Below are 24,045 nucleotides of genomic sequence, written 5' to 3'. Positions count from 1 at the left end.
TTACACTGTGTCATATTTTTTAGGTTATCTTATAGGGGTGTTTAACTTTATAGTTCTATCCTTAGGAACAAATTACATTGTAAGTAAAAAGTCAATAATTCTAAAATAATACAATTTGTATTTTTTACACTTAGAATAATCCTTCTAGCTTTTATTTTAGCTAATGCTGTTAAGGATGGATATAATGTATTTTTGCTTTTTATAGGATATTTGACTATAAATATTTCTTTGAAGTTTAGTGGGCTAATTGAATTAAGAAGGGAGGTATAATATGGGAAAAAGTGAAGCACTTTTTACATTAAGGCTATTAGGCTTACATATTCCTATATATTTTTCTGTATTAGCACAGTGGATAGTTATGGCATTTATTATGCTGACAGTTCCACTTGTTACAAGAGAATTAAAAACAGTTCCAAAGGGTAAACAAATTTTTGTAGAGGTAATTGTAGAAAAAATAAACTCCCTTGTTAAAGGAAGTATGGGAGATGAATACAAAGGATTTGCTCCCTTTTTGGAACACTTATGATTTATCTTTTGTTTTTAAATTTGTTTGGTTTGACAGGATTTAGACCACCTACTGCTGATTATAGCGTAGCACTTGGTCTTGCTATAATTTCCTTTGTGATTATACAGGCAAATGCCATAGTTCACAGTGGAATATTAGGATATTTCAAAGGATATGCTAAACCATTTTGGTTTATGCTTCCGTTGAACATTATAGAAAGATTAGTTGTTCCTGTTTCGTTGAGCTTAAGATTATTTGGAAATATAACTGCTGCAGTAATTATGATGGAACTTTTATATGAAGGTTTAGAGTTTTTAAGCCATTCATTACATCTTAAGGTTCCTGTATTTGCAGCCTTTATTCCAATACCATTTCACATATACTTTGATTTGTTTGATGGAACAATACAGATGTTTATATTTGTTATGTTAACAATGATATTTATAAAAACTACATCAGAACATTAAAGGAGGAGATTATAATGACTACAATGGATCCAAAAGCATTTATATTAGGACTTTCAACAATAGGAGCTGGTATTGCTGCACTTGCAGGTCTTGGTGCAGGAATAGGTACAGGAATTGCTACAGGAAAGGCAGTAGAAGCAGTTTCAAGACAACCAGAGGCTAAAAATGATATAGTAAGTACACTAATCATAGGTTCAGCCTTTTCAGAAGCAACAGCGATTTATGGATTGCTTGTTGCAATACTACTTATAATTGTTAAGTTAGTATAATATAAAACTTATATTTACTAAACAAAAATTAGCCCCATTAAGGACTAAATTTTGAATTTAAATCCTTAGTGGGGCTAAGCAAAACTTTCTAATTAAAATAGGATTAATTCCTATTTTAAGCCTTTGGAGGTGAAATTATGGAGATAAATTTATGGACAGTTGTAATAACAATATTCAATGTTGTTATTTTATATATATACCTTAAGAAAAAGTTGTTTATACCAGTTACAACATTTATGGAAAATAGAACAAATACAATTGAAAACAATATAAAAACATCCGTAAATAAAAAGAAGGAAGCAGAGGAGTTAAAAAACATTATGAAGATAAAATAAAAGAGCTAAATGAAGAGGGAAGAAAAATTGTAGAGGAATATAAACTTAAGGCACAAAACATACACGATGAGATAGTAGAAGCTGCTAAAAGGAAGCAGATTTTATAAGACAGAGGGCAAGAGAAGACGCACAACTTGAAATAGAAAGGGCTCAGGATGAAATTAAAAGGCAAATTGTATCTTTATCAATTTTAGCTGCTACAAAGGCTATAGAAAAGGAACTTGATGAAGAAAAACACCGTGCGTTAATAAGGGATTTTATAAACAGGGTAGGTGCATAATATGCATGAATTAGTAGCATCAAAGTATGCAGAGGCACTGTTAGAAGAGGCAATAATAACAGGCAATGTTAAAGAATGTGTTGAGGACTTTGAAAATTTCTGCAAACTTCTTAAGGATAATAAACAGTTATATGAATTTTTGATTCATCCTGAAATTAAGGATGATGAGAAGATAAATTTAATAAATAATTCTCTAAAGGGTAAAACACCTGATGAACTTATAAGAACAATTATTCTTCTTATAACCCACGATAGAATTGAAGATATATTTTTGGTAAATGAGGAATTAAAATATAGGTATTTTGAGCATATAGGTGTAAAGTTTGCAATTGTAAAAACTGCAATAAAATTAACAGATGAAGAAATAGAGGCACTAAGGAGTAAGTTAGAGAAAAAGTATAGCTGTGATATAGAGATAGAAAATGTGGTTGATGAGTCCTTGATTGGTGGAGTATATCTTAGAGTTGGAGATGAAACTATCGATGAAACAGTAAAGGGAAGGCTTGAAAGAATAAGAAAACAACTTCTGAAGAAGGATGAGGTGATAGTATGAGCATAAGACCAGATGAGATAACAAGTATATTAAAAAGACAGCTTGAGGAATATGAAAATAAATTTGAGATAGAGGATACTGGTACAATAGTTCAAATTGGAGACGATATTGCAAGAATTTACGGCTTAAATAATTGTATGGCAGGAGAACTATTAGAATTTCCAAATGGAATATACGGTATGGCACTAAATCTTGAAGAGTCAAATGTAGGTGCAGTTTTATTTGGAAATCAACAGGGAATAAAAGAGGGAGATGCAGTAAAAAGAACAGGAAAGGTTGTTGAAGTACCTGTTGGAGAAGCATTGATTGGAAGAGTAGTAAATGCTTTGGGTGAACCAATTGATGGGAAAGGGCCAATAAAGACATCAAAAACAAGACCTATTGAGACTGCGGCACCAGGAGTTATTGAAAGAAAATCTGTTAAGGAACCTATGCAGACAGGTATAAAGGCAATAGACTCAATGGTTCCAATAGGTAAGGGACAAAGAGAGCTTATCATAGGAGACAGACAAACAGGAAAAACAGCAATTGCAATAGATGCAATCCTTAACCAAAAGGGTAAGGATGTAATTTGTATTTATGTTGCAATAGGACAAAAGCAGTCAACGGTTGCACATATAGTAAATACACTTGAACAGGCAGGTGCAATGAATTATACAATAGTTGTATCAGCTTCAGCATCTGATACAGCACCACTTCAATTTTAGCTCCATATGCAGGTTGTGCTATGGGGAAGAGTTTATGTACAATGGAAAACACGTTTTGATAGTTTATGATGATTTATCAAAGCACGCTGTGGCATATAGAACTATGTCACTATTATTAAGAAGACCACCAGGACGTGAAGCGTATCCAGGTGATGTATTCTATCTACATTCAAGACTTTTAGAAAGAGCTGCAAAGCTGTCAGATGAGCTTGGAGGAGGTTCAATGACTGCTCTTCCTATAATTGAAACACTTGCAGGGGATGTTACGGCATATATTCCAACGAATGTTATTTCGATTACAGATGGTCAGATATTTTTAGAGACAGATCTTTTCTTTGCAGGGGTAAGACCTGCTATAAACCCTGGTATATCTGTTTCCCGTGTTGGAGGTTCTGCACAGATTAAGGCAATGAAACAGGTTGCAGGTATGCTTAGAATTGAGCTTGCACAGTATAGAGAGCTTGCTGCCTTTGCACAATTTGGTTCTGACCTTGATAAAGAATCAAGAGCAAGAATTGAAAAGGGGCAAAGACTTGTAGAAATATTAAAACAAGAGCAGTATTCACCTATGCCAGTTGAAGAACAAATAGCCATTTTATACGCAGCAATAAATAATTATTTAAATGATATAAAGGTAGAGGATGTTAGAAGATTTGAAAAGGAATATTTAGATTTTCTAAAAACTCACAGGAGAGAAGTCTTAAATGCTATAGTTGAGAAAAAGGAATTAACAGATGAAATAAAGAAAATGTTAGAGGATGCAATTAATGAATTTAAGGGTAAATTTAAATAATATACCCTTCTGGAGGTGTTTTTATGGCAGGAGGGCTAATTGACTTAAAAAGAAGAATAAAGTCAGTACAAAATACACAAAAATAACAAAGGCAATGGGCCTTGTTGCAACATCTAAATTTAAAAAGGTAAGAGCAAGGGCTGAAAAAACCAGCCATATATAAATAAATTCAATGAGGTAATAAAAACACTGGCACTAAGTCAGGATGCTGAGTCGAGTATTTACTTTAATAAAAACAAGGTTGATACAGATTTATATATAATTATAACTTCCGACTCTGGGCTTTGCGGAAGCTACAATGCAAATGTAATAAAAAGAGCTGTAGAAGAGATGGAGGGCAAAAAGGTTAAGCTTTTGACTGTTGGAGAAAAGGCAAGAAGTTATTTTGTAAGAAGAGGATACGATACAATTGCAGAGTATGTAGAAGTTGGTGACTATCCTGTTTATTGGGATGCTGTAGATATTATGAAGCACGCAATAGATGCCTATAAAAATGGTGAGGTTAGGAATGTAAAACTTATTTATACTAAGTTTTATTCACCAGTTAAGCAGGAGGTTGAAGTTTTAAGGCTTCTTCCACTTGAAAAGCCTATGGAGAAGGTAAATAGAGAATTTGAGTTTGAACCAAGAGCAAGTAAGGTGCTTGACTATATTTTCCCAAAGTATTTAAATAATATGCTCTATTTTGCAATTTTATCAAGTATTGCAAGTGAATACGCAATGAGGATGAGTGCTATGGATAGTGCCACAAAGAATGCACAGGAGCTATTAAACAAACTTCAAACTATGTATAATCGTTTGAGACAAAGCAACATAACACAAGAGATAACTGAGATTGTAAGTGGTGCAGAAGCACTAAAGGAGTAGGAGGGATAGTGTGAGTAAGGGAAAGGTTGTACAGGTTATTGGGCCTGTTGTAGATATAAAGTTTGAAGAAGGACATTTGCCAAGTATCTATAATGCTATTAAGATAGATAACAATGGTAAAGAGCTTGTTGCTGAGGTTATGCAGCACATAGGGGATGATACAGTAAGAGCTATTGCTATGGATTCAACAGACGGCCTTGTACGTGGTGCCTTAGCAGAAGATACTAATGCTCCAATTTCTGTACCTGTTGGAGAAAAAACATTAGGTAGATTATTTAATGTATTAGGAAAACCTATTGACAATTTAGGAGAGGTAGATGCAGAGGAGTATTATTCCATTCATAGAACACCTCCAAGTTTTGAGGAACAGTCAGTGCAACCGGAAATGTTTGAAACAGGTATTAAGGTTATAGACCTTCTTGCACCATATCAAAGGGGTGGAAAAATTGGTCTGTTTGGTGGTGCAGGAGTTGGAAAGACAGTTTTGATACAGGAGCTTATAAATAATATAGCAAAGCAGCACGGAGGCCTTTCTGTATTTACAGGAGTTGGAGAAAGAACAAGAGAGGGTAATGACCTCTACAATGAAATGAAGGAGTCAAAGGTTATAGACAATACCGTTCTTGTATTTGGCCAAATGAACGAACCTCCAGGAGCAAGAATGAGGGTAGCTCTAACAGGTCTTACTATGGCAGAATACTTTAGAGATAAAGGTCAGGATGTACTTTTATTTATAGACAATATATTTAGATTTTCACAGGCAGGTTCAGAGGTTTCAGCATTACTTGGAAGAATTCCATCAGCTGTTGGATATCAACCAACTCTTGCAACCGAAATGGGAGCACTGCAAGAGAGAATTACATCAACAAAGCATGGTTCGATTACATCTGTTCAGGCAGTATATGTTCCTGCAGATGACTTAACTGACCCAGCACCAGCTACAACATTTACGCACCTTGATGCAACAACAGTTTTATCAAGATCAATAGCAGAACTTGGTATTTATCCAGCAGTAGACCCACTTGATTCAACGTCAAGAATACTTGACCCAAGAATAGTTGGTGAAGAACACTATGAAACAGCACAAAGAGTTAAAAATATTCTTCAAAGATATAAAGAGCTTCAGGATATAATTGCTATCCTTGGTATAGATGAGCTATCAGAGGAGGACAAATTAGTTGTATCAAGGGCAAGAAAGGTTCAAAGATTTTTATCACAACCCTTCTCAGTAGCAGAACAATTTACAGGAATAAAGGGTAAATATGTACCTGTAAAGGAGACTGTAAGAGGATTTAAAGAAATACTTGATGGTAAGTATGATAATATTCCTGAGGCAGCCTTCTTTATGGTCGGAACTATAGATGAGGTAGTTGAAAAGGCAAAGGCATTAGGATATGAGGTATAAGAGGTGATAGTATGGCTAAATTTAGCCTGGAGATTGTTACACCAGATAGAAGATTTTTAAAGGAGAAGTAGATTCATTAATTGTTAGTAGTCTTGTTGGAAGGATGCAGTTTCTTGCAAATCACACACCCTATGTTGCAGCACTTTTACCAGATGTAATAAAGATAACACAGGATGGATTTAACAAATATGCAGTTATTGCAGGTGGCTTTATAGAGTTTTTAGATAATAAGGCAATTATAATGGCAGATGCAGCAGAGTGGCCTGAGGAAATAGATAGAGAAAGAGCAGAGGAAGAGCTTGATAGAGCAAGGAAAAAGCTTATTGCAAAGGATGAAAATGTTGACTATCTTAAGGCAAAGTTAAAGCTTATGAAGGCAACTGCAAGATTAAAGGCCAGTGATATATTGAACAAAAAATAGAAAATTTGAATAAAACCACTTTTTCTTGGACATACTCTTTTATAAAAGGGGAGGGTGTTAAAATGAAAAAGTGGTTTTATTTATTATTAATATTATTTATTTTTTCGTTTACATTTTGGAAATATCAAAATAAAATTTATGCAGATATTGTTAATGTTTGCTATCAAGCGGGTGCTGAAACAATTACTATTCAATTAGAAGGTAGTGGTTTCTTATCTGGTTATAGTGATAAATATTTGCTATCTAAAGAACTAATCAATGGTTTTGACATCATTTCCTATGATTATACACAAACAGAAGAGGAGTTTCTTTTCAATGCAATTTTATCAAGGGGTTATATAACAGTAAGATTAAAGGATATAGAAGATAGAATTTATGCTTCTGTAACAGTTTCACAAAATGCACATAATGTGAATATAAATAATATTAAGCAAACTATTTTTATTAATTTTTTAAGACATAGGGCCATTCCTAAGTTTTCAATATTGGTTATAGGGCGATTTGATGGAAAACTAACAACTAAGGAGATGAAGGATAAGGCAGCTGAAATATTAAAAGAAAAGGAGCTATTTTCGTTAATGGGATTGAAAATGAAAACTTAGTTAGTGTTTCTGCTTTTGCCAACGCTGGAGGAGAGGAAAAATGTGAAGATAAATATGTAAATTTAAACATAGCCTTAAGATATAGTGATTTAAATAAATGCACATATATTTGGATTGGCAGTCCACTAATATATGAAGAGTATTAATTTTGGAGGAATATATGATGGAAAGAATTGTTGTAAAGGGAATAACAAATTAAAAGGAAGTGTAAAAATAAGTTCTGCAAAAATTCTGTACTTCCTATTATTGCAGCGTCTTTATTATGCCAAGACAGGTGCGTTATAGATGACGTACCAAACCTTGATGATGTTAAGGTGATGTGTAGTGTATTGGATTCATTAGGAGCAAATATTAATATGGATATTAAAAAGGCATAATAGAAGTAAAGGATGGCTGCTTAAAAACCTTAGAACCCCCTATGAACTTGTAAAAAAATGAGGGCATCTTTTTAGTTTTAGGTCCAATACTATCACGTTATGGAAAAGCAAGAATTTCAATGCCTGGAGGATGTAACATAGGTAGTAGACCTATAGATTTACACCTAAAGGGATTTTCATTGCTTGGTGCTGAAATAAATTTAGGTCACGGATATGTTGAGGCAGAATGTAAAAAACTTAAAGGCAACAAAATCTATTTAGATTTTCCATCAGTAGGAGCAACAGAAAATATAATGATGGCGGCAGTACTTGCAGAGGGAGAAACTGTTATTGAAAATGCAGCAGAGGAACCTGAAATAGTTGATCTTGCAAATTTTTTAAATAGAATGGGAGCAAATATATTAGGAGCTGGAACTGATACAATAAGAATTCAAGGAGTAAAGGAGTTAAAGGGGACAATCCATCAACCTATACCAGACAGAATAGAAGCAGGAACCTATATGGTAGCAGCTGCGATAACTAAAAGTGATATTATAATTGAAAATGTTATTATAGAGCACGTAAGACCAATAATTGCAAAGTTAGAAGAATGCGGAGTTAAGGTTTTAGAAGTTCCAGGAGGAGTAAGGGTTATAGGAACAGATACTCCTAAACCTGTTGATATAAAGACATTACCTTATCCTGGTTTTCCAACAGATATGCAGGCACAGTTTATGGCATATTTGTGTACAGTTGATGGAACGTCTATTGTAACTGAAACTGTATTTGAAAATAGATTTATGCACGTTACAGAACTTAAAAGAATGGGAGCAAACATAAAAATTGATGGTAGAAGTGCAGTTATTGAAGGAGTAAAAAGATTAACTGGAGCCGAAGTTAGAGCAACTGATTTAAGAGCTGGGGCTTGTCTAATTCTTGCAGGACTTGTAGCTGATGGAGTAACATCAATAGGAGATATTCATCACCTTGATAGAGGTTATGTTGATATAGTAGGTAAGATGAAATCTATAGGAGCTGAAATTGAGAGGGTGTAAGGTTAGGTGGCATAATGCCACCTTTTTGTTTTGGAATAAATTAGAGGGGATAAAAATAAAATTGTAGTAGAACTTTGTGAGGGGGATTAAGTGAAAAGGGTAGCATACTTTTTTTGTTTATTATATTTCTAATGATAGGCATACCCCTTATTATTTCAGGAGGTGTAAAAGAAGATACTAAATTGCCCTACTACATATCAAAAATTCAGCAGTTTGTACCCGAACCGCTAAAAAGCCGGAAATAGAAGACAAGCTTAAGGAGCAAAAAACGATGAATCAATTAAAATAAAGGTCTTTATTGAGGGACAAAACAAAATAGTTGAATTGGAGTTTGAGGATTATATAAGAGGCGTTGTTGCAGCGGAAATGCCTGCAGCCTTTGATATAGAAGCATTAAAGGCTCAAGCAATAGCAGCAAGAACCTTTGCCTATGCTAACCTAATTCAAAACGGTGGTTCAGGATGTGCTAAACATAAGGGTGCAGATGTTTGTAGTTCTGTTCATTGCCAAGCCTATGTAACTAAGGAGGAGAGATATAGAAATTGGCCAGCATCTTTAGCAAATGAATACTGGAGTAAATTAACACAAGCGGTTTATGAAACAAAGGGTATGGTAATAACTTATAATAATGAAGTAGCTAAACATATAAAATATCATTCTACAAGTAATGGAAAGACAGAAAACAGCATTTATGTTTTTGGGTATCAAGAACCATACTTGGTTAGCGTTGAAAGTCCCTTTGAGGAGGGAACACCAAGCTTTTCATCTAAAGTTGTTATGAAGAAGGAAGAGTTTATAAGAAGAATAAAGGAATTAAACCCAGAGGTGAGTATAAGTTCAAGTAATTTAGCAAAGCAGATAAAGATACTTGAATGGACAGAAGGAGATAGAGTTAAAACCATAAAAATAGGCAATAAGACATTTTCGGGAATAGATATAAGATGGGCTATGGGTTTAAAGTCTGCTTCATTTACAATTAATATTGATACTAAAAATGTTACATTTAATGTTAAAGGTTATGGACACGGGGTAGGGATGAGCCAGTGGGGAGCAAATGAAATGGCTAAAAGAGGGAAAAATATAGTGAGATACTTAAGCATTATTATAGAGGTATAGAAATTAAAAAAATTGATGAACTGGTGAATAAAAAACAGTAATTAAGTGCATCTTACTAAATGTAAGATGCTTTTTTCTTATGTATAAAATGTCACAAACTGGAGAAAATACTAATGGAGGTGTTGATAGTGGGAGAAAAAACATTTTCAAAAATCAAAATTCTTTAACAAAGACAGTTTTTACGTTATTTTGTTTATCTGTCTTTGTATAGTAGCTGTAGCAGCAGTAGTTATTACAAGAAACAATGAAAGGAAAATTACAAACAAGTTAGGTGATTCAAAACTTACTGAAGAAAAGAAGACCAATCAGCCTAACAATGAACCTACATTAATTGAAGAAAAAACAAAGAACAACACTGTTCCTGCTTCAAATTTACCAAAACAAACATCAAGCAATAATCCTCAAAATAGCAATAATAATTCAAACACAACTAAGAAAACCGAGCAAAGTTCTGTAGTTTCTTTTAAACTTATTAAACCACTTGAAGGTCAAATAGTAAAACCCTTCGATGATACTAAACCTTTATTTAATAAGACATTAAACCAATGGGAAACTCACGAAGGAATTGATATTGAAGCAGATTTAGGAACAGAAGTAAAGGCTGCTGCTGATGGAAAAGTTTTAAAAATATTCAAGGATGATAAGATTGTTAACACCATTAACAAGACAGGATTTGGAGTAACAGTAATTATTGATCACGGTAATGGATACCAAACAGTTTATTGCAATCTTGCAGAGGATTTAAAGGTTAAAGAGGGGCAAAAAGTTACAAAGGGTCAGATTATCGGAGTTGTTGGAGATACTTCTGTAAGAGAATCAGTTGCAATAGAAGGAAGTCATCTACACTTTATGCTTCTTAAGAAAAATGGCAGTGAATATGTGCCAGTAGATCCACAAAAATTTTTAAAGTAATTTAACATAAACAGCAACAGAAGTCGCCCACTTCTATAAGTGGGTGATGAATGTCGCTGAAAAGTAGCGAAAACCAAGGCTACTAAAATCAGCCATATAAATGGTAAAACTGGGGAAGGAACAGCCCTTTGAGCGTGGGTAAACTGGCAACAGAAGTTGCCTTGACCACGAAGCCACTACATCTATAGGTGGGGGTAGTTCACTAAAAATAAGGTTGCAAACCTTTAGGTTTGCATCCTTATTTTAAAAAAAGTTATTATAAAACACTAAAATTTTACATATTATGATATAAGAGTATTTGAGGGAGGTACATGCCTTGAAGGACTATATAGAAGAGAGAGTTTTAGAAGTTGCAAAGTACATTATAGAATCTAAGGCAACTATTAGAAAAACAGCCAAAATGTTTGGAGTAAGTAAGAGTACAATTCATAAGGACATAACTGAAAGGTTGCCTAAAATTAATCCACAGATTGCAAAGGAAGCCAAGGAAGTTTTAGATTTAAACAAGGCAGAAAGGCATATTAGGGGTGGAAAAGCAACTAAATTAAAATATAAATCTGCAGAAGCTTAATTTAGACTCCCTACTTTATTAACAAAAATTTACTTTTTATGTGCAGGAAATTGGTAAAAAGATAGAATAATTAATTGTTAAGTAAAATTACGTAGGGAGTGTGTCAAATGGGATTTTTACTGCAAGTGACATTGGAATAGACTTAGGAACTGCTACAGTACTTGTATATGTAAAGGGAAAGGGAATTGTATTAAAGGAACCATCTGTAGTTGCTATAGAGAAAAATAGTAACAGGATATTAGCTGTTGGCGAGGATGCCAAGAGTATGATTGGTAGAACCCCAGGTAATATAGTGGCAAAAAGACCTTTAAGAGAAGGTGTTATTTCTGACTATGATGTCACAGAAAAAATGTTAAGCCACTTCATTAGAAAGGCATATAATAAAAGAGGATGGGGTAAACCAAGGGTGGTAGTATGTATTCCCTGTGAGGCAACAGAGGTTGAAAAAGAGCAGTTAAAGATGCAGCACTAAACGCAGGTGCAAGGAAAGTATATTTAATAGAAGAACCTATAGCTGCAGCAATTGGTGCAGGGTTAGATATATCAAAGCCAAGTGGTACGATGGTGGTTGATATTGGGGGAGGAACCACAGATGTTGCAGTTATATCCCTTGGAGGGATGGTTGTTAGGTCTTCAGTAAAGGTTGCTGGTGACAAATTTGATGATGCAATTATTAGATATATTAGGAAAAAATATAAGTTGATGATTGGGGAAAGAACAGCAGAAGAATTAAAGATTAATATAGGTTGTGCATATAAGAGAGATGAAGATGTTTCAATGGAAATAAGAGGAAGAGATTTGATTTCTGGTCTTCCCAAAAATATAATTGTTAGTTCAGAGGAAATAAGAGAGGCACTTGCAGAGCCTGTACACGAAATTGCTGAATGTGTACATTCAGTATTAGAAAAGACTCCTCCAGAACTTGCTGCCGATATAAGTGATAAAGGAATACTTATGACAGGAGGAGGTTCACTCCTTTGGGGACTTGATAAATTCATAGAAGAAAGAACTAACGTACCTGTAAAGGTTGCAGAGGATGCAGTATCCTGTGTTGCTGTTGGAACAGGTAAAGCATTAGATTTTATCGAAAAACTTGAGGAAGTAAAAATATCAAACTATTAAAGAGGAGAGCACGCGTAATGCGTGCTCTTTAGATTGTTGACAAACATAAAAGATGCTATGGTTATGAAATTGACCCTTGAAAGGATTTAAAAATGGCATATTTCATAAGCTTTAGCAAGTGCATCTTTAGATTTTGAAAAAGTCCGTAATTCGGCACACGATGTGCCGAGCCGAGCGGCCCTCACGGATGAGGGTATCGCGAGGGTAGGACTTTTCAAACAAAGAAAAGCTTAGACTTGCTTAGCGAAATGAAGGAATGCCAAAGAAATCCTTCAAGGGGCCAAGTATATTATAGCTTTTTCAACATCTTGCTAAATTTCCATTTCTTTTGATGCCTTTATAAGGGCTCCAGTTATAACTTTAGCCATCTGCATTACAAATCCAAGTCTTGTTGAATTAAATGCAAATATATCTGAATTATCCGTTGAATCTACCACTCCTATTATAGAAATATCTCCTACTTTAGGTAATTTTTACCCACTCCCTTTCCAGGAGAAACAGGTCCCAACTTAACCTGAATATCGCCAATAAAATCAGAATAGCCAAGGCAGGCATCTACAGCAATAACAAAATAATTTTCAAAATATTCATTTATATATTTAATTTTTGTTTCTAAATTTACTGCGTGAGCAGGGTCATCAAGGGTTCCGACTACAGGAAGTTTAAAATCTTTGTCAGTAAGCAAAGTTCCAACTAAAGGACCTAAAGAGTCACCAATACATTTATCGGTACCAATACAAAGTATAACAGTATTTTCGTTTATATATTTTTTAGGTATTCAGAAAGTTTATCCACTGCGTCTTTATCTTTAAAATGTACCTTCATCCCAATTAAATCATCTTTTTAGGCACATCCTCCACCCCCTTATTTAATATATACACACATATAAAGGGGAATTATTACAAATATGAATATAAAAATATTAAAGAGGGAAAAATAAGATAAAAAGGAGGGATATTATGAAAAAAATATATAGTTATCTTGTAATAGTTATAACTATTATAACTCTATATACGATGTTTACAATTAAACCTAATGAAATCGAGACTACAGTTAACGATATAATTGAGCAAGAGTTTAATGCCAATCAAGATGAAAACACAGGATATATTTTTGATGATTTTAATAAAGGAATAAATATACAATTAGAAGAAAAGAAAATTAAAGATGACGTGAAAACAAATAAACAAAGCTTAAATAATATAGATAAACTAAAATACATATATGATAACTATATAATAAGTGAATATTATAATATAGAAAGTATGGGAGAAGTTTCACAAGTTTCAACCTACGATGTTGCAGCAATGGAAAATAAAATAAGCCTTGATGATAAGGCTTATATTTTTCATTAGTAAAATACCTCAAACCTTCAGATATCCTTAGATTAAATGATATAATTAAAAATGGAGTAACAGAAAAGGAAGCCTATGATATATTTGATATTTTAAAGGATAGACTTCCTGAAGAAAAATATGAACAGTTAATACAAATAGTAGAAAGATATAACAACTAATCTTTTTTGCAAATTTTACTTATTTTTTCTTTATCCCATATATTAAGCTGTTCTATATTGGTAATTGCACCTAATATATTATCCTTTACAAAGGGGATATCGTGTTCAATTTGTTTTATTAATTCCTTCATATACTGTCTTTTGTTTCGCCATTTGCAGGGCACGGATTTTTAACAACAGGTATATTATATTTGTTGCAGGCTCCTATTATTTCCTTTTCATAGACATAGACAAAGGGCCTTATTAGGTATAAATCTTTTCTTGATAAATATGTTACAGGAGAAAAAGTATTTAGTCGTGCTTCGTAAAAGAGAGAAAGTAAAAAGGTTTCTATTGCATCGTTTAGATGATGACCAAGAGCTACCTTGTTACATCCAAGTTCCTTTGCAGTATCGTGCAATATTCCTCTTCTCATATTCGCACAAAGGGAACAAGGGTTTTTTTCCTTTCTAACTTCAAATAATATTTCGCCTATTTGTGTAGGGATTATTTTATATTCAATTTCAAGTTCTTCAAAATATTTTATAAGTGGTTCTGGGTTATATTCTTTAAAGCCCATATCAATTGTTATAGCTACTATGTCGAATTTTTCATTAGAAAATCTCTGATACATCTTCAATGATTTTAAAAGGAGATTACTATCTTTACCACCAGATACACCTACAGCAATTTTATCTCCATCTTGAATCATATTAAAATCTGTTACAGCTCTTCTTAGCTTTCCGAGAATTTGCTTCATTTTATCCCACCTTTTAAGCTATTATGTTTATAGATAAATTTACAATAAATACGGAGGATTGGCAAGGGGAAGCTAATAGGGATGAAACATAAATATATAATTTTATATGTGAAATAGTTAGTTATTAAAAGAATATAAAAGAATATTGAAGAAATATGAATATAATCTTCAAAAATGGGCAATATTATATTTGAAAAAAGTTTTTAGCTCTTATATAATAACACTTGTCGCGAGGGACGAACGAAAAAAGCGACAGAGAAATAAAAAACGTGGGCGCGTAGCTCAGCTGGGAGAGCATCTGCCTTACAAGCAGAGGGTCACAGGTTCGAGCCCTGTCGTGCCCACCACATAAATGCCGGCTTAGCTCAATTGGCAGAGCAACTGACTTGTAATCAGTAGGTTGTAGGTTCGATTCCTATAGCCGGCTCCATAAGTGGGGCGATTCCCGAGTGGCCAAAGGGGGCAGACTGTAAATCTGTTGGCACAGCCTTCGGTGGTTCGAATCCACCTCGCCCCACCACTAATAAAAAATAAATAAAAACGTGGGCGCGTAGCTCAGCTGGGAGAGCATCTGCCTTACAAGCAGAGGGTCACAGGTTCGAGCCCTGTCGTGCCCACCACATAAGATGCCGGCTTAGCTCAATTGGCAGAGCAACTGACTTGTAATCAGTAGGTTGTAGGTTCGATTCCTATAGCCGGCTCCATATATGGGACGGTTCCCGAGTGGCCAAAGGGGCAGACTGTAAATCTGTTGGCACAGCCTTCGGTGGTTCGAATCCACCCTGTCCCACCAAGAGACGCAATAGCGTCTCTTTTTAGTTTGCTTTTGTAGATAAATTTAAATTTTTATTTTATATTAAAAGTGGTGATAATTATGAAGAGGATTAAAAAATGGGCTAAAAACTTAATAAATCAACTTGAATTATTATATAAGATATACACATACCAAAAGACTCCTTGGTATGCAAAAATATCAATTGGTATAGTTATAGCCTATGCACTAAGTCCTATTGATTTAATACCAGATTTTATACCTATATTGGGCTACTTAGACGATTTATTGATTCTACCTTTAGGAATATATCTGTCGCTAAAGTTAGTGCCAGATTACATTATAGAAGAATGTAGAAACATAGAGATTGACTATAGTAAGTTTAAGGGTAAAAAATATTATCGGCAGTAGTAATATCAATATTTTGGATTGTGTTGATATATTTATTAATTAGAAAACTATTATGATTATTAGATGTGTTTAGTTGAAAATGAAAAATAACTTATACCCAATAAAGTTATTATATTAAAGCAGTGTTCACGGGAATTTCATAGAGTAAAATAAAATATATAAAATTACAAATAATATTATTGACATACTTATTTTATTATGATAATATTACTCAAGATGTCTAAATTGAATACAGGAAACTCTTATCAAGAGAGGTGGAGGGACTGGCCCGATGAAGCCCGGCAACCGGTGCAAGAGCACAATGGTGCCAATTCCTGCAGAATTTTATTTCTGGCAGATGAGAGTCTTATGCATATAAGCCTCTTCGTCAGAAGAGGTTTTTATTTTATACAATTATAAAATAAATCTTTAAAGTATTATTTTAACCTAATTAGCGACAGAAGTTGCCTACTTCTATAAGTGGGTGATGAATGTCGCTGAAAAGTAGCGAAAACCAAGGCTACTTAAGTTAGCCATATGAATGGTAAAACTGGGGATGGAACAGCCCTTTGAGCGTGGGTAAACTTGCTCCGATGGGAGTATTGACCACGAAGCCACCACTTCTATAGGTGGGGGTAGTTCACTATTAAAAACAAAAGAATGAGAGATACTAAATTTAGTCTCAAAATAATTTTTATAAAATGTAAACAAATTATATTTATATATTAAAGGAGGTAGAACGATGGCAAGAAGACTATTTACATCAGAATCAGTTACAGAAGGACATCCAGATAAGATTTGTGACCAAATTTCAGATGCAATACTTGATGCTATATTAACTGAAGACCCAGAAGCCAGAGTAGCTTGTGAAACAGCAGTGACAACAGGTATGGTACTTGTTATGGGTGAAATATCAACAAAGTGCTATGTTGATATTCCAAAGGTTGTTAGAAGAACAATCGAAGAAATAGGCTACACAAGAGCAAAATACGGATTTGACTGTGATACTTGTGCAGTTATAACTTCAATAGATGAACAATCATCTGATATTGCAATGGGTGTTGATAAGGCACTTGAAGCAAAGAAGGGTGAAGAAAACGAATTTGCAACAACAGGTGCTGGAGACCAAGGTATGATGTTTGGTTTTGCTTGTACTGAAACACCTGAATATATGCCTCTACCAATAGCAATGGCACATAGACTATCAAGAAGACTTGCTGAAGTTAGAAAGAATGGAACTTTAGATTACTTAAGACCAGATGGAAAGACTCAAGTAACTGTTGAGTATGAAGATGATAAGCCAGTTAGAATAGATACAATAGTTATATCAACTCAACACAGCCCAGAAGTTACAAGAGAACAAATAGAAAGAGATATGATTGAACACGTTATTAGAAAGGTTGTTCCAGCAAACCTTCTTGATGAAAATACTAAGTATTACATAAATCCAACAGGAAGATTCGTAATAGGTGGACCACACGGAGACTCAGGTTTAACAGGAAGAAAGATAATAGTTGATACATATGGTGGATATGGTCGTCACGGTGGCGGTGCCTTCTCAGGAAAGGACCCAACTAAGGTTGACCGTTCAGCAGCTTATGCAGCAAGATGGGTTGCAAAGAATCTTGTAGCAGCAGGTGTAGCAGATAAGTTAGAAGTAGAAGTTGCTTACGCTATAGGTGTTGCAAAGCCAGTTTCAGTAACTGTTGATACTTTCGGAACTGGAAAGTTACCAGATGAAAAGATCGTTGAAATAATCAACAAGGTATTTGACCTAAGACCAGCAGCTATAATTAAGCACCTTGACCTAAGAAGACCAATCTACAGACAAGTTGCAGCTTACGGACATTTTGGAAGAACAGACTTAGATTTACCTTGGGAAAGACTAAACAAGGTTGATGAAATAAAGAAACTTGTAGCTGAAATGCAATAAATTTGAGTTAGTTGAATAAAGTATATTAAGATTAGCCCCTTGAAGGATTTTTGGCATTCCTTTTGAATCCTTCAAGGGGTATTTTCATAGGTTATTTGTATATGTTAACAATCTAACTTTTATTTCAATAATTTTATGAATTTAAAAAATTATAAAAAATAGTGTAAAAATATCACCCTCTTACAATTTATATAAGTGAAAGGGGAATAAAAAATGGCAATAAGAGATTTTAAACAATCATCAACACTACTTATGAAATTTAACTTTGGGGTTGACTCAAGAGGAAACGACATAATTAAGGTACTTAATCTAAGGAAGGTAAAACCAACAGCAGATCATCAAGCAGTATATGATACTGCACTATCTATCTCTACATTAGTGGATGGAAACCTTACTGAAGTTTTAAGACAAGAAGTTCTTGAATTAGTAAATGAATAATGGGGGTGTAGATTATGGCAAAATCACTTGTGATGGTGTTCCAAAATGAAGCGGGTAAAAATGTTTCATTATCAATTCCAAATGTAAGGGAAAATATAACAGAACAAGAAGTGAAGACAGTTATGCAGGATATTATAACTAAGAACATATTTACTTCAACAGGTGGAAACTTAATAACAATAATGTCTGCACAGATAGTAAACAGAGAAGTAGAAGAGTTGTCTGTAAGATAATGGATATAAAACATATTAAGAAACATCATACAATCCTATAGTAATTTGAAAGGCCCCATTAATGGATGATATAGAAAATGTTCTAAATCCATTATGGGGCTAAATTTCAAGTTTTATTAAGAAGTAAAATGGTGGTGAATATTATGGAAGAAGTATTTAATCAAATAGCTAATTTTGGTTTTCCAATTGTGCTGTCTATCTATCTTTTAGTTAGATTGGAAAATAAATTAGAAAAATTATCAGAAAGCATAAATGAACTTTCTAAAAATATATCAAATATCAGAATGTGGTCTAATATAAAGGATGTATAAAATAAAAAATGTCCTATGATGGGATTTATATATTCTTTTAAATAAATCCATCATAGGACTAATTTGTATATATAGCTTACAATTGTCTTCAATAATTGTAAATATTTAAAAAATAGGGTTTTGACATCGAACAAATGTTCGATTATAATTTATATATATTATAGTTTATCTTATATTTACAAAGGGGAGGAGTTAAATGTTAGTTTGTGTTAAACCAGAATATAAAGAGGGTATTGGGGATTGTACAATACTTATTTATAATTCGGGGAGGTAGTTCTAAAAAGAATATAAGATATGCCTTAAGACACATTGCAAAACAATATAATCAGGATATTAAAGAGATAAAATATAAATGTAATAGAATAACTGATTTAGGAAAGTTAAGTCCTATTGCTCTATCATCTGACTGTATTTTAGTTCCTGTTAAAGTAAGAACTCCAAGGGTTCATAGAGATGGAGGATATGGTTATATTAATTTGTATTTTGTAGAACAAGTTTGTGATAATTTCATATTATTAAATAATGGGAGTAAAATATTTTTGTAGAAAATAGAAGAAGTATTATAAAAAGGATAAATGTTGCCAAAAATTTAAGTAGTACAATACTTAAAATAGAATATAGTAACATTGTTAGAATTTTAAATGAGGTCTTGAAACTTAACGATAAATTAGAGACAATAATACTAAAAAGATAAATTTAATAGGAGAGAGTTGGATGATAGATATAGAAGGTGTTGTTGAGAATATTGTTTTTAAAAATGAAGAAAATGGATATACAGTTGCTAAAATAAGAAGTAACAAGGATTTGATTTCAGTAGTAGGGTATATGCCCTTTATAAATATAGGTCAAAGGGTGAAGGTTCAAGGTGAATGGGTATTTCATCCAAACTTTGGTCAACAGGTAAAGGTTCAATATTGTGAAGAGGTCAAACCATCGACAATAGAGGGTATAGAAAGATACTTAGCATCAGGGCTTATTAAGGGAATAGGTCCTGTAACAGCAAAAAATAGTAGAACGATTTGGAAAGGATTCTCTTGACGTAATAGAGATGAATCCAGACAAATTAACAGAGGTTGAGGGAATAGGTCCTAAAAAGGCAGAGAAGATTGCAGAATCCTTTAAAGAACAAAGGCAACTTAAGGAGGTAATGGTTTTTCTCCAGAGCTATGGTATAACTGCTGGTCTTGGAATAAAGATATTTAAACGTTATGGAGATGAGACCAATGCGGTTTTAAAATCTAACCCTTATAGGTTGTGTGATGAGGTGTCGGGTGTTGGATTTAAGACGGCAGATAGAATTGCCGTAAATTTAGGCTATGATATGATGTCGCAGGAAAGGGTTAAGGCAGGAATAAAGTATATTCTATCTCAATGTATTGCAAATGGTCACGTGTACTTACCAAAGGAGGAGCTTGTTAAAGAATGTACTAAAATTTTAAATGTGCCTGAGGATATAATAAATGAGCAAATAGTAGCACTTCATTTAAATAAAGAGATATTTATAGAAAATGTGGATAATGATGAAGCAGTATATTTAAAATACTATTACCTATCAGAACTTTATGTAGCGAAAAAATTAATAGAACTTTCCCTTCAAAGCTTCAATGAAGATTATAAAGAAATAGAAGAAGAAATAATAGAATATGAAGCAGAAAATGGGATTGAGCTTGCTAAGGAACAAAAGGAAGCAATTGAAAAGGCGGTTAAAAATGGTGTGTGTGTTATAACAGGTGGACCGGGTACAGGAAAAACTACAATTATTAAATGTATAATTAAGTTGTTTGAGAAAAGAGGATTAAGTGTTGTTTTAGCAGCACCTACTGGAAGAGCAGCAAAGAGAATAACTGAAACGACAGGATATGAAGCTAAGACTATACATAGACTGCTTGAAATGGAGTATATGCCAGAAAATGAAATGCCAATATTTACAAAGGATCAAGATGACCCAATTGAAGCCCACGCAATTATTATAGATGAGGCATCTATGATAGACATACTCTTAATGAATAGCCTACTTAAGGCAGTAGCACAGGGTACAAGACTTATTATAGTTGGAGACGTTGACCAGCTTCCGTCGGTTGGAGCAGGTAATGTTCTTAGGGATATAATTGAAAGTGGAAGTATATGTGTTGCAAAGTTAAATAAAATATTTAGACAACAGGATAAAAGTTTAATAACGGTAAATGCACATAAGATAAATAACGGAGAGATGCCAATTTTAAATGAAAAGGATAAGGATTTTTCTTTATAGAATTAGAAGGAACACAAAGCTTAAGTGATGAACTTGTTAAGCTGGTATCTGAAAGACTACCAAATTTTAAAAAGGATATTGATGCAGTCAAGGATATTCAAATTTTATCCCCAATGAGGAAGGGTGATGCAGGTGTCAACAGCTTAAATGTTAGTATGCAATCGGTATTAAATCCACCTGCAAAGTTTAAAACTGAAAAGAGCTTTAGAGAGTTTGTTTTCAGAAGATTTGATAAGGTTATGCAGATCAAAAATAATTACAACATAGAATGGGAAAGTGTTGTTACGGGTGAAAAGGGAAGAGGGGTATTTAACGGTGATATAGGATATATAGAGGATATAGATTTAGAGAACCAGCAAGTAACAGTTATGTTTGATGACAAAAAGTTGAGTATGACTTCTCAAACCTTGAGGAACTTGAACTTGCCTACGCAATAACCATTCATAAGAGTCAAGGAAGTGAGTTTAAGGTAGTTGTTATACCCGTATGCTTTGGACCGCCAATGCTTATGACCAGAAATCTAATTTATACAGGTGTTACACGAGCAAAGGAACTTGTTGTTCTTATTGGAAATAGAGTTGCACTTAAATATATGATAAATAATAATACAATTACAAAGAGGTATTCAGGACTCAAATGTAGAATAATAAATTATTTGAAGGCGATATCCTAATAAAAGGGAGTGTTTTGCGTGGAGGTATATCTATATAAGGCAAGGGGTAAGGGTGGAAGTATTTATGATATAACACTAAATCCTCAGATAGACTTTGAAGTTTTAAGAAAGTTAAGGGGTATAAATAACATCGAGGTGTTAACAGATAAAATAGATCTATCGATTGCAGAAGAAATTATAAATCAGATCTATGCTGGTAATTTTATAGGTAGGTTTATAACTCTTCAGGAATATTATCTAAATAAAATATTAAAGAGTTATGGTATAAAGAAGGAGATAAGGTTTATTACGAGTGGTAAACCACTCCCAAGGGTTGAGGATTTAGAGAAGATAGAGGAGTATATAAAGGGAAAGGTAATCTCTTTTAGATATCTAATGGAATTAGATGGTATAAAGAATATGGATTATGAATTAGTTATAGATATTATACAAACCTTATATTGTGAAAGAAGAATTAAATATACAAAGGCGGTTAAAAAGAATAAAAATAAAGATGTATGTTTTTTATGTGAAAAGGAAAAATGTGATATATGTAATTTTGAACATATAGAAGATGATATCCTTCTCTATGCTGCTGATAATTACAACAATTTAAAACCTCCTCATATTGAACCGCTAATAAACAGAAACTCTCAAGCAACGGTAAATACAATGAAGGAAGTTACGGAATTTATAAAATCTAAAAAGAAAAATGTATGCTCCTTTCATCACCAAAGGCATTTAGTATTGATGTTTTAATAGAGGGAATCTATGAGGTTTTAAAATATGGTGGAAGAGTGCTTTATATTACTTCACCAAAATTTATGAATGAAGCAAAAAGGAGTTTCAAAGTAAGATAGATGGTGTAAGTGTAGAGATAGTTCTTGGCAGGAAGGCAAAAATTGTAGACTGCGAGATAATTATAACATCCTATACCGATTACCCCTGTTTTTATAAGTCCTTTGATTTTGTAGTATTCGATAAACGATTACTGTTTTTAGATTTACCTAATATACAGGATGAAATTTTTCAAAAGGCAAAAAAGAGAGAGGAAAGTTTTTAAAGATAGCAGTTTCCTTAAGCGAGCAGGATAAAAGGCAATATAAAGAAATTATTTATATGCCCGTTGATGGAATTAAAAAACCTATGCCTGAACCGATGAATATCATATCAAGGTATTTAGATGGAACAGAGGATTTTATACCTCAGATGGCAGTCGATTTTATATTATTTACATTAAGCAAGAAAAACAATTTGATTATATTTGTTCCAGATGAAGGTTTTATGCAAAAATTTACTTTATTTTATCTCAAACTTTAAATATAGATATAGATTTTATAGAGTATTCAACTCAAAAGGATAAAGATGGATTATTTAGATTTATGAAGAAAGAGGGCTGTGTACTGATTTCCGCTGATGTAGCTGATGCATATTTAAGTTATGAAAATACCAATGTCATTGTTATGTATAGTGATAACAGTGCATATACCCTTGAGGCCATCGTCTATATGTGTCAAATACCTATGAATTTTCACGGAAAGAGAATAGGAGAGGTATATTTTGTAATCATGTCAGGAAACAGAAAATATGCAAATAGCAAAATCAACAATAAGAGTTTTAAACAAAATTGCCTGGGAAAAGGGTTATTTGAAAAAGTAATTTTTGTATTCAACTGCCTTTTGGATGTAATTTTTCAAAAACCCTATATGTGCATTATATGCGGTAGGGAACTTACCTATCGAGAAGTATATATTTGTGATAGTTGTCAAGGCAATTTTCAAAAAGTTATTGATTTAGTAGAAATAGATGGACAAGATAATATTTTTATAGATAAGTGTAGAGCTCTTTATGAGTTTAAAGGAAATGTAAGAAATATGGTGCACGATTTAAAATATAAAGGAAAAATAGATTTTGCTGAAGTTATTGCTTACTTAATTAGTAAAAATATAAACATAGATGCAGATTTGATTACCTGGGTTCCACAGTCTAAAGGAACATATAAAAATAGAGGATACAATCAATCAGAGGAGATTGCGAAGTATCTTTCCTATTTTACTGGTATTAAATGTGAGAAATTACTTATACGAATTAAGGAAACTAAAACTCAGGTATTGCTAAATGGTTTAGATAGATGGTATAATGTATGCGATGCCTTTGCAACAATTAAAGATCTAAAGGGATTAAAAATTGTAATTGTTGATGATGTTGTAACAACTGGAGCGACATTGAATTATTGTGCTAAGGCATTAAAGAAAAGTGGTGCAGACATAGTAGAAGGTATATGTTTTGCAAAAAGTTGTTAAATAGGTTGTATCAACTGGGTCTGTGGTTGAAAGTCGATGCTAGCCGCAGGCGAAGCGACCCACGTAAGTCAGACAAAAGTCTGATGAGCATGGTGCGGTTTAGAAGTAAGTCCTGCCGAAGAAAACTTCGAGAGAGGGATTAGTGAGAGGCATACACCTTAAGCAAAACCT

21 protein-coding genes, 6 tRNA genes, 7 pseudogenes and 1 riboswitch are annotated in these 24,045 nt (G+C 33.3%); of the genes and pseudogenes, 32 read left to right on the top strand and 2 right to left on the bottom strand.

Translation table 11 applies throughout. The annotated features are described in order from the left end of the window. The first annotated feature begins 271 nt into the window (after positions 1-271). The 15 genes and pseudogenes from PL321_RS20960 (at position 272) to PL321_RS04630 (ending at position 12,336) form a co-directional block, all read left to right on the top strand. Positions 272-972, top strand: a pseudogene (locus PL321_RS20960) (F0F1 ATP synthase subunit A). Between the two features lie 23 nt (positions 973-995). Beyond that, complete coding sequence (gene atpE / locus PL321_RS04690) at positions 996-1,241, top strand: ATP synthase F0 subunit C (RefSeq protein ID WP_273964403.1); 246 nt, start codon at positions 996-998, stop codon at positions 1,239-1,241. 137 nt (positions 1,242-1,378) lie between these two features. Next, positions 1,379-1,576: an ATP synthase F0 subunit B gene (locus tag PL321_RS04685; protein WP_273963643.1), complete on the top strand. Its 198-nt coding sequence runs from the start codon at positions 1,379-1,381 to the stop codon at positions 1,574-1,576. A 281-nt stretch (positions 1,577-1,857) separates the two neighbouring features. Next, on the top strand, positions 1,858-2,409 hold the full coding sequence (gene atpH / locus PL321_RS04680) for an ATP synthase F1 subunit delta (RefSeq protein ID WP_273963642.1): 552 nt from the start codon (positions 1,858-1,860) through the stop codon (positions 2,407-2,409). After that, positions 2,406-3,909: pseudogene (gene atpA, locus PL321_RS04675) on the top strand (F0F1 ATP synthase subunit alpha). The gene atpH and the pseudogene atpA overlap by 4 nt, the downstream one beginning before the upstream one ends. A 159-nt stretch (positions 3,910-4,068) precedes the next feature. After that, positions 4,069-4,776 (top strand): ATP synthase F1 subunit gamma, encoded by a 708-nt coding sequence (atpG, locus tag PL321_RS04670; protein WP_337961078.1) that lies wholly within the window; start codon positions 4,069-4,071, stop codon positions 4,774-4,776. 10 nt (positions 4,777-4,786) lie between these two features. Then, positions 4,787-6,181 (top strand): F0F1 ATP synthase subunit beta, encoded by a 1,395-nt coding sequence (atpD, locus tag PL321_RS04665; RefSeq protein WP_273963641.1) that lies wholly within the window; start codon positions 4,787-4,789, stop codon positions 6,179-6,181. A gap of 52 nt (positions 6,182-6,233) precedes the next feature. After that, complete coding sequence (gene atpC / locus PL321_RS04660; RefSeq protein ID WP_273964401.1) at positions 6,234-6,602, top strand: ATP synthase F1 subunit epsilon; 369 nt, start codon at positions 6,234-6,236, stop codon at positions 6,600-6,602. Between the two features lie 62 nt (positions 6,603-6,664). After that, positions 6,665-7,204 carry a hypothetical protein gene (locus tag PL321_RS04655; RefSeq protein ID WP_273963639.1) on the top strand — a complete coding sequence of 180 codons (540 nt, stop codon included), beginning with the start codon at positions 6,665-6,667 and terminating at the stop codon, positions 7,202-7,204. Further along, positions 7,153-7,350, top strand: a complete 198-nt coding sequence (locus tag PL321_RS20955) for a YwmB family TATA-box binding protein (RefSeq protein WP_443110742.1) — start codon at positions 7,153-7,155, stop codon at positions 7,348-7,350. Before PL321_RS04655 ends, PL321_RS20955 begins: the two co-directional genes overlap by 52 nt. 17 nt (positions 7,351-7,367) lie before the next feature. Beyond that, positions 7,368-8,615: pseudogene (murA, locus tag PL321_RS04650) on the top strand (UDP-N-acetylglucosamine 1-carboxyvinyltransferase). Between the two features lie 279 nt (positions 8,616-8,894). Continuing rightward, positions 8,895-9,731 (top strand): stage II sporulation protein D, encoded by an 837-nt coding sequence (gene spoIID, locus PL321_RS04645; RefSeq protein ID WP_273964400.1) that lies wholly within the window; start codon positions 8,895-8,897, stop codon positions 9,729-9,731. Between the two features lie 189 nt (positions 9,732-9,920). Beyond that, positions 9,921-10,643 carry a M23 family metallopeptidase gene (locus PL321_RS04640; RefSeq protein WP_273963638.1) on the top strand — a complete coding sequence of 241 codons (723 nt, stop codon included), beginning with the start codon at positions 9,921-9,923 and terminating at the stop codon, positions 10,641-10,643. A 316-nt stretch (positions 10,644-10,959) separates the two neighbouring features. After that, on the top strand, positions 10,960-11,214 hold the full coding sequence (gene spoIIID, locus PL321_RS04635; RefSeq protein ID WP_027307888.1) for a sporulation transcriptional regulator SpoIIID: 255 nt from the start codon (positions 10,960-10,962) through the stop codon (positions 11,212-11,214). A 112-nt stretch (positions 11,215-11,326) separates the two neighbouring features. Further along, a pseudogene (locus tag PL321_RS04630) lies at positions 11,327-12,336 on the top strand (rod shape-determining protein). A gap of 311 nt (positions 12,337-12,647) precedes the next feature. Here PL321_RS04630 and yyaC read toward each other — a convergent pair. Beyond that, positions 12,648-13,161: pseudogene (gene yyaC / locus PL321_RS04625) on the bottom strand (spore protease YyaC). 134 nt (positions 13,162-13,295) lie between these two features. On the opposite strand from yyaC, the gene PL321_RS04620 reads away from it, so the two are divergent. Next, positions 13,296-13,691: a hypothetical protein gene (locus PL321_RS04620; RefSeq protein WP_273963637.1), complete on the top strand. Its 396-nt coding sequence runs from the start codon at positions 13,296-13,298 to the stop codon at positions 13,689-13,691. 157 nt (positions 13,692-13,848) lie between these two features. Here PL321_RS04620 and PL321_RS04615 read toward each other — a convergent pair. Next, positions 13,849-14,591: pseudogene (locus tag PL321_RS04615) on the bottom strand (ATP-binding protein). 271 nt (positions 14,592-14,862) lie between these two features. On the opposite strand from PL321_RS04615, the gene PL321_RS04610 reads away from it, so the two are divergent. The 16 genes and pseudogenes from PL321_RS04610 to PL321_RS04535 all read left to right on the top strand — a co-directional run bounded on the left by PL321_RS04610 (position 14,863) and on the right by PL321_RS04535 (position 23,874). Next, a tRNA-Val gene (locus PL321_RS04610) sits at positions 14,863-14,938 on the top strand. Positions 14,939-14,945: 7 nt separating this feature from the next. Then, positions 14,946-15,021: transfer RNA gene (locus tag PL321_RS04605), tRNA-Thr, on the top strand. Between the two features lie 5 nt (positions 15,022-15,026). Further along, positions 15,027-15,111: transfer RNA gene (locus PL321_RS04600), tRNA-Tyr, on the top strand. A gap of 24 nt (positions 15,112-15,135) precedes the next feature. Next, positions 15,136-15,211, top strand: a tRNA-Val gene (locus PL321_RS04595). 8 nt (positions 15,212-15,219) lie between these two features. Next, positions 15,220-15,295 (top strand) — tRNA-Thr (locus PL321_RS04590). 5 nt (positions 15,296-15,300) lie between these two features. Continuing rightward, positions 15,301-15,384: transfer RNA gene (locus tag PL321_RS04585), tRNA-Tyr, on the top strand. A gap of 81 nt (positions 15,385-15,465) precedes the next feature. Then, entirely contained in the window at positions 15,466-15,774 is a 309-nt protein-coding gene (locus tag PL321_RS04580; RefSeq protein ID WP_273963636.1) for a YkvA family protein, read from the top strand. A 239-nt stretch (positions 15,775-16,013) separates the two neighbouring features. Further along, positions 16,014-16,118, top strand: a riboswitch (SAM riboswitch). A gap of 377 nt (positions 16,119-16,495) precedes the next feature. Continuing rightward, the gene (metK, locus tag PL321_RS04575; RefSeq protein ID WP_273963635.1) at positions 16,496-17,686 is read left to right on the top strand and encodes a methionine adenosyltransferase; all 1,191 of its coding nucleotides are present in this window, start codon (positions 16,496-16,498) and stop codon (positions 17,684-17,686) included. A gap of 213 nt (positions 17,687-17,899) precedes the next feature. Then, on the top strand, positions 17,900-18,124 hold the full coding sequence (locus PL321_RS04570; protein WP_273963634.1) for a DUF1659 domain-containing protein: 225 nt from the start codon (positions 17,900-17,902) through the stop codon (positions 18,122-18,124). Positions 18,125-18,138: 14 nt separating this feature from the next. Continuing rightward, positions 18,139-18,357, top strand: coding sequence for a DUF2922 domain-containing protein (locus tag PL321_RS04565; protein WP_273963633.1), 219 nt, complete (start codon positions 18,139-18,141; stop codon positions 18,355-18,357). Between the two features lie 143 nt (positions 18,358-18,500). Beyond that, positions 18,501-18,668, top strand: coding sequence for a YvrJ family protein (locus PL321_RS04560; protein WP_273963632.1), 168 nt, complete (start codon positions 18,501-18,503; stop codon positions 18,666-18,668). Between the two features lie 206 nt (positions 18,669-18,874). Continuing rightward, positions 18,875-19,213 carry a hypothetical protein gene (locus tag PL321_RS04555; RefSeq protein ID WP_273963631.1) on the top strand — a complete coding sequence of 113 codons (339 nt, stop codon included), beginning with the start codon at positions 18,875-18,877 and terminating at the stop codon, positions 19,211-19,213. Between the two features lie 169 nt (positions 19,214-19,382). Beyond that, positions 19,383-21,592 (top strand): annotated as a pseudogene (gene recD2, locus PL321_RS04550) (SF1B family DNA helicase RecD2). Positions 21,593-21,610: 18 nt separating this feature from the next. Beyond that, positions 21,611-22,330: a hypothetical protein gene (locus PL321_RS04545; RefSeq protein ID WP_273963630.1), complete on the top strand. Its 720-nt coding sequence runs from the start codon at positions 21,611-21,613 to the stop codon at positions 22,328-22,330. A 360-nt stretch (positions 22,331-22,690) separates the two neighbouring features. Then, positions 22,691-22,891 carry a hypothetical protein gene (locus PL321_RS04540; RefSeq protein WP_273963629.1) on the top strand — a complete coding sequence of 67 codons (201 nt, stop codon included), beginning with the start codon at positions 22,691-22,693 and terminating at the stop codon, positions 22,889-22,891. 62 nt (positions 22,892-22,953) lie between these two features. Then, positions 22,954-23,874 (top strand): ComF family protein, encoded by a 921-nt coding sequence (locus PL321_RS04535; RefSeq protein WP_273963628.1) that lies wholly within the window; start codon positions 22,954-22,956, stop codon positions 23,872-23,874. Positions 23,875-24,045: the final 171 nt, after the last annotated feature.

The sequence above is a fragment of the Caloramator sp. mosi_1 genome (genome assembly GCF_028622835.1).
Taxonomy (GTDB): Bacteria; Bacillota; Clostridia; order Clostridiales; family Caloramatoraceae; genus Thermobrachium.
Note: the sequence above shows the minus strand (reverse complement) of the source record. Positions and strands in the feature narration are given on the sequence as shown.